The sequence below is a fragment of the Mesorhizobium sp. M7A.F.Ca.US.014.04.1.1 genome, from assembly GCF_003998745.1.
Lineage (GTDB): Bacteria > Pseudomonadota > Alphaproteobacteria > Rhizobiales > Rhizobiaceae > Mesorhizobium > Mesorhizobium ciceri.
The window spans coordinates 1-8,384 of the sequence record NZ_RZRW01000240.1 but is presented as its reverse complement, the minus strand read 5'-3'; the positions used below and the strand labels follow the sequence as shown (position 1 = coordinate 8,384).

Annotated in this window: 7 protein-coding genes; 1 reads left to right on the top strand and 6 read right to left on the bottom strand. The window is 62.4% G+C overall.

Annotation, left to right across the window (positions count from 1 at the left end; translation table 11 throughout):
- The 6 genes from EOA22_RS17155 to EOA22_RS17130 all read right to left on the bottom strand — a co-directional run.
- A partial coding sequence (locus tag EOA22_RS17155) for a PadR family transcriptional regulator (protein ID WP_164755568.1) occupies positions 1–280 on the bottom strand: 280 nt, incomplete at its 3' end.
- Between the two features lie 159 nt (positions 281–439).
- Positions 440–808, bottom strand: a complete 369-nt coding sequence (locus tag EOA22_RS17150) for a DCC1-like thiol-disulfide oxidoreductase family protein (protein WP_063168776.1) — start codon at positions 806–808, stop codon at positions 440–442.
- Between the two features lie 131 nt (positions 809–939).
- Positions 940–1,233: a GYD domain-containing protein gene (locus EOA22_RS17145; RefSeq protein ID WP_063168777.1), complete on the bottom strand. Its 294-nt coding sequence runs from the start codon at positions 1,231–1,233 to the stop codon at positions 940–942.
- Positions 1,234–1,414: 181 nt separating this feature from the next.
- On the bottom strand, positions 1,415–3,436 hold the full coding sequence (gene rpoD / locus EOA22_RS17140; RefSeq protein ID WP_013530149.1) for an RNA polymerase sigma factor RpoD: 2,022 nt from the start codon (positions 3,434–3,436) through the stop codon (positions 1,415–1,417).
- Positions 3,437–3,862: 426 nt separating this feature from the next.
- Positions 3,863–5,800, bottom strand: a complete 1,938-nt coding sequence (gene dnaG, locus EOA22_RS17135; protein WP_127390105.1) for a DNA primase — start codon at positions 5,798–5,800, stop codon at positions 3,863–3,865.
- Positions 5,801–5,941: 141 nt separating this feature from the next.
- Positions 5,942–6,313, bottom strand: coding sequence for an RcnB family protein (locus tag EOA22_RS17130; protein ID WP_013530147.1), 372 nt, complete (start codon positions 6,311–6,313; stop codon positions 5,942–5,944).
- A gap of 387 nt (positions 6,314–6,700) precedes the next feature.
- Here EOA22_RS17130 and EOA22_RS17125 point away from each other — a divergent pair, with 387 nt between their 5' ends.
- A complete protein-coding gene (locus tag EOA22_RS17125; RefSeq protein WP_013530146.1) occupies positions 6,701–8,365 on the top strand; it encodes a Na/Pi cotransporter family protein in 1,665 nt (554 codons plus the stop codon).
- The last annotated feature ends 19 nt before the right edge of the window (positions 8,366–8,384 follow it).

Here is an 8,384-nt window from a genome sequence, read left to right as displayed (position 1 = left end):
GGCTGTAGATGCCGCTGGTGCGCTCTTCCAGGGCCTTGATGATGTCGTAGCCGTGACGCGGCGCTTCGGCCAGCAGCGACAGCGTGATCAGCTTGAGGTCGCCGTCGGCCAGCATGCGTCCGGCGCGGAACATGTCGCCCGGACCGCCGCGCCCGCCACCACGGCCGCCGTGGCCGAACGGGCCAAAGCCGCCGCCCCCTCTGCCACCGAATTTGCCGGCCATGTGCATGAACATGCGCTCGCCGAAATGACCGCGCCCGAAATGATTGTGTTTGTGCATTGATTGCTCCTTGAGTTGTATCGTACGATATATCTTAATTAGGCAAGTCAATCGATGGAGTCAAGATATATCTTACGATGTATCTGAATGCAGCACCAGCGGGCTCGATTTTCCAGTCTCGGCCGCTTCGTTGCGAACGGCGGCCACCGATAAATTCGGCTACCAGCGCCCCTTGCGCCGGTTCCAGGCATAGAGAAGATCGGCAAAGCGATCGTAGGCAAAGCGTGTCAGCGGCAAGGCAACCGGATTGCCGAACAGCGTCGCCAACCAGCCCTCGCCCGGCGTGACCTTCCATACCGCGATGGCGACATCGGCGCCGACCAGCAGTCGGCCCTCGGCATCGGTGGCGTGCAGCCGGCGGCGGATATCCTCAAGCGACGCGCCAAATCCGGCTAGCGCTGCCGGTTCAAGATTGATGTCTCGGAACTCGATCCGCCCAGCCTTGACCGCTTCGATCAGCCGCCGCTTCTGCCTGCTGATCCCGGCATCGCAGACCGGGCAGCGCGTATTGTACCAGACGGTCAGCATAGTTCCGGCATTTGGTTGGTAGCGCAAACTTGAAGGACCACGAACGATCGGGCGCCGTCAAGACGTCGCTCGGTCGCTCGCGCGAAGGAGAATGTATCGGGCCAGCCGGTCCGGCCCTTCCGCTACAGGCTCTATCCGAGCGAGGTGACGATCTCGCGGTAGGCCAATTCGGGAAAGGCCTTCAGCGTCCGCGTCCTGACATTGCCGGCTGCCGCCAGCATCAGCGAGAAGCGCGCCAGCACCGCGTCGTCGGGCGCTTCGACCATCGCCACCATGTCGTATTCGCCCATGGTCAGGTAGAACGCCTTGAACGATCCGCCCATGTCTCCCAGCTGCTTTCTGGCGGCGTCGAGCCGCTTCGGTGACTCGCGCACGTTTCTGGCACCCTGCTCCGTCCAGTTCATCAGCACGATGTAGCTTGTCATGGCACACCTCCCTCCGGGGCCACGGAGCACGGCGGCTTCGCCGGGGCGGGCATCCGGGTTATCGCCCAGAAATGCATCCGACAGCGAAATTATCCTCCCGAAGGGCCCGGCCCGCAAGAGTGCGCCCCACAAACAAAAAAGGGCGCCATCGGCGCCCTTGAACTCTTTGCATCGGTAAGTCTCAGCTATCCAGGAAACTGCGCAGCTTGCGCGACCTGCTCGGGTGCTTGAGCTTGCGCAGCGCCTTGGCTTCGATCTGGCGGATACGCTCGCGGGTAACCGAGAACTGCTGGCCGACTTCTTCCAGCGTGTGGTCGGTGTTCATGCCGATACCGAAGCGCATTCTGAGCACGCGCTCCTCGCGCGGCGTCAGCGAGGCCAGCACGCGCGTGGTGGTCTCGCGCAGATTGGCCTGGATCGCCGCGTCGATCGGCAGGATCGCCATCTTGTCCTCGATGAAATCGCCCAGATGCGAATCCTCCTCGTCGCCGACCGGCGTTTCGAGCGAGATCGGCTCCTTGGCGATCTTCAAGACCTTGCGTACCTTTTCGAGCGGCATGGCAAGCTTTTCGGCCAGTTCTTCCGGCGTCGGCTCGCGGCCGATCTCGTGCAGCATCTGGCGCGAGGTGCGCACGATCTTGTTGATCGTTTCGATCATGTGCACCGGAATGCGGATGGTGCGCGCCTGATCGGCGATCGAACGCGTGATCGCCTGCCGGATCCACCATGTCGCGTAGGTCGAGAACTTGTAACCACGGCGGTATTCGAATTTGTCGACCGCCTTCATCAGGCCGATATTGCCTTCCTGGATCAGGTCGAGGAACTGCAGGCCGCGATTGGTGTATTTCTTGGCGATTGAGATGACGAGGCGCAGATTGGCCTCGACCATTTCCTTCTTGGCGATCGCCGCTTCGCGCTCGCCCTTCTGCACCTGGTTGACGATCTTGCGGAATTCCAGGATCGAGATCGCCGTTTCGGTGGCGAGGTTCTGGATCTCGGCGCGCAGGTCCTTGATCGCATCCTTCTCGTTCTTGGTGAATTCCTTCCAGCCGCGCGAGGTCAGGTTGCCGATCGAGCGCGTCCAGTTCGGGTCGAGCTCGGAACCCTGATATTCCTTCAGGAACTCTTCGCGACGCACGCCGTAGCTTTCGGCGAGCCTGAGCAGCTTGCCTTCGTTCTGCACCAGGCGCTTGTTGATGTCGTAGAGCTGCTCGACCAGCGCCTCGATGCGCGCCGTGTTGAGCGACAGCGACTTCACCGCCTTGATCAGCTGGTCCTTCAGCTCCTTCAGCCGGCGATCCTGGCTGGGCGACAGCGTGCCGGCCGCGGCCAGACGGTTCTCGACCTGCTGATCCTGCAGCTTGCGCAGCTTTTTGTAGGTGTCGGCGATAACGTCGAGCGTCTCCATCACCTGCGGGCGGAGTTCCGCTTCCATCGCGGCCAGCGACAGGCTTGCTTCGTCCTCGTCTTCGTCGTCGTCATCCGTCAGCCCACGCGTATCGGCGCCGACATTGGTGATGTCGTCTTCGTCGTCGCGCGAACGGCGCGGCTTGTCCTCGACCTTGGCTTCCTCGACGCGCTCGACCACCGGCGCCTGCTTGGCCTCGGGGCCGGCATAGGTGGCTTCGAGATCGATGATCTCACGCAGCAGGATCTTGGATTCGTTGAGTTCGTCGCGCCAGATGATGATGGCCTGGAAGGTCAGCGGGCTTTCGCACAGACCCGCGATCATCGTCTCGCGACCGGCCTCGATGCGTTTGGCGATGGCAATTTCGCCCTCGCGCGACAAAAGCTCCACCGAGCCCATCTCGCGCAGATACATGCGCACCGGATCGTCGGTGCGATCGGTCGGTTCTTTCTTGGTGGTGGTGGCGGCAACCGCGGTGCCGGTCTGCTCAGCCAGCTCGTTGGCGTCTTCCTCGGCATCGGCCGCGGTGTCGGCGGCCTCGGGCTCCTCGCCCTGCTCGTCGTCCTCGACCACGTTGATGCCCATGTCGGACAGCATCGCCATCGTGTCCTCGATCTGCTCGGAGGTCACTTCCTCTGAGGGCAGCACCGAATTCAGCTCGTCCATGGTGACATAGCCGCGCTTCTTGGCGGCCTTGATCATCTTCTTGACAGCATCATCGGAAAGGTCGAGCAGAGGGCCATCGGTGGCGCCTTCGCGTTCGGTTTCGACCTCTTCCTTTTCCTTTGTCGCCATAGTCTTTATCTTCTCCTAGCGGCCGAACTTCAAAGCCGCGTAAGCTGTCGGACCAGTCAAATCGGATGCGCTCGCTTATGAAACGCGCTTCACCGGGCCAGTAACTGCATCAACTCGTTTCGTTTGGTGTATGTCGTTGCCCCAAAACCGGGTTTCCCCTTTTTGGGCGACATCCATTAAGTCCAGATTAACCCTGATATCTGTGGCAGGCGGGCTGCCTGTCCAGTGACCAGTACCTCACATCGCTTATTTCCCGTCGACGCGGGTTCGGGTTAACGTTTCGAATCGTCCTGATTCCGCCAATCTGCCAGAAGGTCAAGCGCCTCTCGCATGATTCGCATGAAAAAAGCGAATCAATTACCCGACTTAGCCCGTTACGCGCCATTTCGACGCGCAACGACGCTTTCTCAATTCACTCGCTTCCAACTAAGCTCGCCCTGCCCTGCCCGAGGAGACGCCAAACCCTTCGATCAGCGCTTCCGTGGCTTGCACATCCTGGAATTGCGCCTGAATTTCGATCAGGTGCCGGTAGTTTTCGTCTGTGGGATCGGTGGCGAGCGCCGCTTCCGCCTGTTTCAGTTCCTTATGTAAGGTGCGCGCGCTGCGCTGCAAGTGCAGCGCCTGGCTGAAAGCATCGCGGGCATCTTCAAGGGCGGCGGTCTCCAGCGCCGGCCATTGCCGCATCCGCCGGATCAACCCGACGGCCCGCTCCCAGATCTCGGCGCAGCCGGCGCGTTCGATCGTCGCAATCACCGCCTGCCGGTCATTGGCCATGTCATGCGCCATTGCATCGAGGATTGCCGCATGCAGCCGCCTCAGATCGGAGTTGGCGAGATCGAGAAACTCGATATGGGCGAAATTCTCGTCGATCAGTGCCGGATGGTTGACCAATGCGACGATGATCGTCGCCTCGCGCACCGACATCCCCTCGCCGCCGCGTTTGACCAAAGCCGACTGGCCGAGACTTTCGGTGATCGCAATGCGGCCGCCACCGCTCTTGGCGAACTGCCCGCCGGGAGCGGCTGCCTTGCCCTGGCCCGGGCGCCCATCCTGGCGGCCGCTTTGCCTGGTGCCGCGCTGCGAGCCGAAGAAGCTCAACACGCGCTCGCGCATCTCCTGTTGATAATGGTAGCGGAGACTTTCATCGCGGATGCGGCTGGTCAGTTCGCGCAGCGGCTTCTCAAGCTCGGCCCGCCGCTCCGGCGTGTCGAAGACGCCGCCCGCCGTCTCACGCATCCATAAAAGATCGACCAGCGGCCGCGCCTCGGCCAGAACGCTACGAAACGCATCCGGTCCTTCGGCCTTGACCAGATCGTCGGGATCCTTGCCTTCCGGCAGCAGCGCGAAACGCGCCGAGCGGCCGGCCTGCACCGACGGCAGCGCCATGTCGGCGGCCCGCCACGCGGCCTTCAACCCGGCCTTGTCGCCGTCGAAGCACAACATCGGCTCCGGCGCCATGCGCCACAGCAGCTCGAGCTGGTTCTCGGTAAGCGCGGTGCCGAGCGGCGCCACGACATTCTCGAAGCCGGCCTGTGCCAGCGCGATGACATCCATATAGCCTTCGACGGCGATGACCGTGCCGCCCTTGGCCAAGGCCTTGCGGGCGCGGGCGAAATTATAAAGCACGTTGCCCTTGTGGAAGAGCTCGGTGTCGGGCGAGTTCATGTATTTGGCCAGCGCATCGGGCTGCAGCGCGCGGCCGCCAAAGGCGATGATCTTCCCCCTGGAATCCGGGATCGGAAACATGATGCGGTCGCGGAACCAGTCATAGGAAACCGGGATGTCGTCGCCGTGGCGCACCAGTCCGCAGGCCTCGATATCGGCTTTCGGCACGCCCCTGGCGGCGAGATGCTCCTTCAGCGCATTGCGGCTGTCGGGCGCAAAACCAAGCCGGAACGATTGCTGCGTCGCCGGCGTCAGGCCGCGGTCGCGCAGATAGGCACGCGCCTTGGCGCCTTCCGGTCCCTGCAGCCGTTCCTGGAAGAAGGCGGTCGCCATCTCCATGACGTCGGTCAGGCTGGCGCGTTCCTTTTCGCGCCGCTCCTCCTGCGCATCGCGGACCGGCATCGGCACCCCGGCCATGTCGGCGATCTTTTCCACAGCTTCGGGAAAGCTCATCCCGTCCAGTTCGGTGAGGAACTTGAAATGATCGCCCGAGACCGAACAGCCGAAACAATGGTAGCGGCCCTTCTTGTCCTCGCAGTGGAAGGAAGGGCTCTTCTCGCCATGGAACGGGCAGCAGGCCCAATAGTCGCCGCGCGGTGCGTTGGTCTTCTTGCGGTCCCACGCGACGCGCTGGCCGATCACCGATGAAATCGGCACGCGGTCGCGTATCTCGTCGAGGAAGGCGGGTGGAAAGCGCATCGGGGAACTCGTTTCCCGATTATATAATCACGCCCGCGAAATCCGACGACCCTTAATGCGGGCCATACCCGGTTTCCACAGGCAAAAAGAAAGGCGGCCGTAGCGGGCCGCCTCCCTTTTCAATGTCCGGCAAGGTGCCGATTAATGCGCGGCAAGCGCGCCGAAGATGACGCCGGAGAGGATGCCGACCAGCACATAGTCGTTGCCGACGCGGATCCATTCCTGGCCGCGGCCGGGGCGATGCAGGCCGTAGCGGCCATAGTCGCGGATCGGCTGATGGCGCTTCCAGCCGGAATATTTCTGGCCATGCCGCCAGTTGTTGCGCTTCACGACGACGACCTTCTTCTTGTAAACGCGCTTCCTCACATCGCTGTGGTGGCCGGGCTTCTGCCAGTCGACCTGGCTGTAGTTCGACTGCGGCGCGTTCGGCGCATTCAGCGGTGCGGCCTGGCCGGTGAGCGACGTGGCGGCCAGCATCGAGAAAGCGAGTGCGGAAAGGACGATGCGTTTCATGAGAAGTCTCCTTGGTTGTCGATATCGAAGCAGTAGCTGCCCATCGATGAACCGAAACTGAACGCACGCATTACAATTATGTAATGGATTCCTTGATTTACCCAAGGAAGCTGAACATGATCGCAAAGGCAGGAGCCAGTCGCACCGCAAACTCGGCCTATCCGCCGCTTCGCGCCCGCCCAGCAATGCAACCATTTGCGCGTCCGTCCATTTTCCGACACCGCCTGTCGCGCGGCAACGGCCCTTGAAATCGACAAGATTTTATTATCCGGCTAAAATATTCGAGCTATTATAAGTCACCGCCATGAACATGATTCGTTCCCTCGTTTTTCCTTCTGATCGCCACGCAAAACAGGGCGGGCGCCCTGTTTGCATGCGGGGGACGAAATGAGCGGGTCCGTCGTCCTTCTGCATCTGGCCGGCGCCGTGGCGCTGATGCTGTTTGCCACCCGCATGGTGAAGACCGGCGTTGAACGCGCCTATGGCGACGTGCTGCGCCATCGCCTCCGCGCCACCATGCGCAATCCGATCATGGCGGTGCTGGCCGGCACCGGCCTTGCCATCGCCCTGCAGAGCTCCACCGCCGTCACGCTGCTGGTCGGCTCCTTCGCCGGCTCTGGCATCGTCTCTGGCGCCGCGGGTCAATTGGCAGTGCGCGGCGCCGAAATCGGATCGGCGCTGGTGGTCAAGCTGCTGACCTTCGACCTCACCTTGCTGGTGCCGCTGTGCCTGATCACCGGCACGGTCATGTTCATGGCCACCGAGCGGCGCGACTGGCGCCAGTCCGGCCGCATCCTGGTCGGCATCGGCCTTCTGATCCTCTCGCTGGAGATGATCGGCCAGGCATCGGAGCCCCTGCGCAACAGCCAGCTCATGCCGGTCATCATCAACTACTTCTCGACCGATTCCATCACCGCCTATCTGCTGGCGGCACTGATCACCTGGCTGTTCCAGTCGAGCATCGCGGCGGTGCTGTTGATGGCGACGCTGGCAGGCCGTGGCCTGATCACGCCCGAACTTGGCGTCGTTCTCATCCTTGGCGTCAACCTCGGCTCCTCGATCATCGCGCCGATGCTGACCCGTTCGTCGAGCCCCGAGGTGCGCGTCGTGCCGATCGGCAATCTCCTGATGCGCGGGCTTGGCTCGCTGGTCATGCTGATCCTGGTCATGATCTTCAGGCCGCACTTCGCCTTTCTCGGTTCGACGGCGGCGGACCAGATCGTCAATGCCCACATCCTGTTCAATGTGCTGATCCTGCTCGCCGGCCTGCCGCTGGCAGGCTTCGTCTACCGCGCTTCGGAGAAGATCGTCGCACTTGGCACCAAGCCCGTGCCGGCCGCCTCGCTTGACGTCGTCGAGCTGTCCGCGCTCAACGAAAGCGCGCTCGACGTGCCGAGCCAGGCGCTGGCCAATGCCACCCGCGAGGTGGTGCGGGTCTGCGAGACGATCGAGATCATGCTCAAGCGTATCATCGAACTCTATGAAAGTGCCGACGCCGACAAGATCAAGGCGCTGGCCGCACTCGACGACCGCGTCGACCGCAAGCACGCCGCGATCAAGCTCTACCTCGCCAAACTGACCAGGAACCCGCTGACCGAGGACGAGGCGCTGCGCTGCCAGGAACTGATCGGCGCCTGCGTCAAGCTCGAGCAGGTCGGCGACATCATCGTGCGCAACATGCTGGTGCATGTGAAGAAGAAGTTCGAGCGCGGACTGGAATTCACCGACGAGGGCTGGGCCGAGCTGTGCGCCTTCCATGGCTCGGTTCTGGCCAATGCGCGGCTTGCCTTCAACGTTCTGGTGTCGCGCGATCCCGAGACCGCCCGTCAGCTGGTGCTGGAAAAGGACCGGCTGCGCGACCGCGAAAAGGAAACCAGCGCCAGCCATTTCGTGCGGCTGCGCGACGGCACCGCCAAGAGCGTCGAAACCAGCTCGATCCATCTCGACACCATCCGCGACCTGAAACAGATCAATTCGCTGCTGGCCTCGATGGCCTATCCGGTGCTTGAAGAGCGCGGCCTGCTGACGGGGTCGCGGTTGAAGGCGAGCTGAGAAGCGCCACTTTCCCTTC

Coding starts and splice junctions, on each gene's coding strand:
- EOA22_RS17130 (WP_013530147.1), bottom strand. CDS start 6,313: ATGAAACGCATCGTCCTTTCCGCACTCGCTTTCTCGATGCTGGCCGCC.
- EOA22_RS17125 (WP_013530146.1), top strand. CDS start 6,701: ATGAGCGGGTCCGTCGTCCTTCTGCATCTGGCCGGCGCCGTGGCGCTG.
- EOA22_RS17145 (WP_063168777.1), bottom strand. CDS start 1,233: ATGACAAGCTACATCGTGCTGATGAACTGGACGGAGCAGGGTGCCAGA.
- dnaG (WP_127390105.1), bottom strand. CDS start 5,800: ATGCGCTTTCCACCCGCCTTCCTCGACGAGATACGCGACCGCGTGCCG.
- rpoD (WP_013530149.1), bottom strand. CDS start 3,436: ATGGCGACAAAGGAAAAGGAAGAGGTCGAAACCGAACGCGAAGGCGCC.
- EOA22_RS17150 (WP_063168776.1), bottom strand. CDS start 808: ATGCTGACCGTCTGGTACAATACGCGCTGCCCGGTCTGCGATGCCGGG.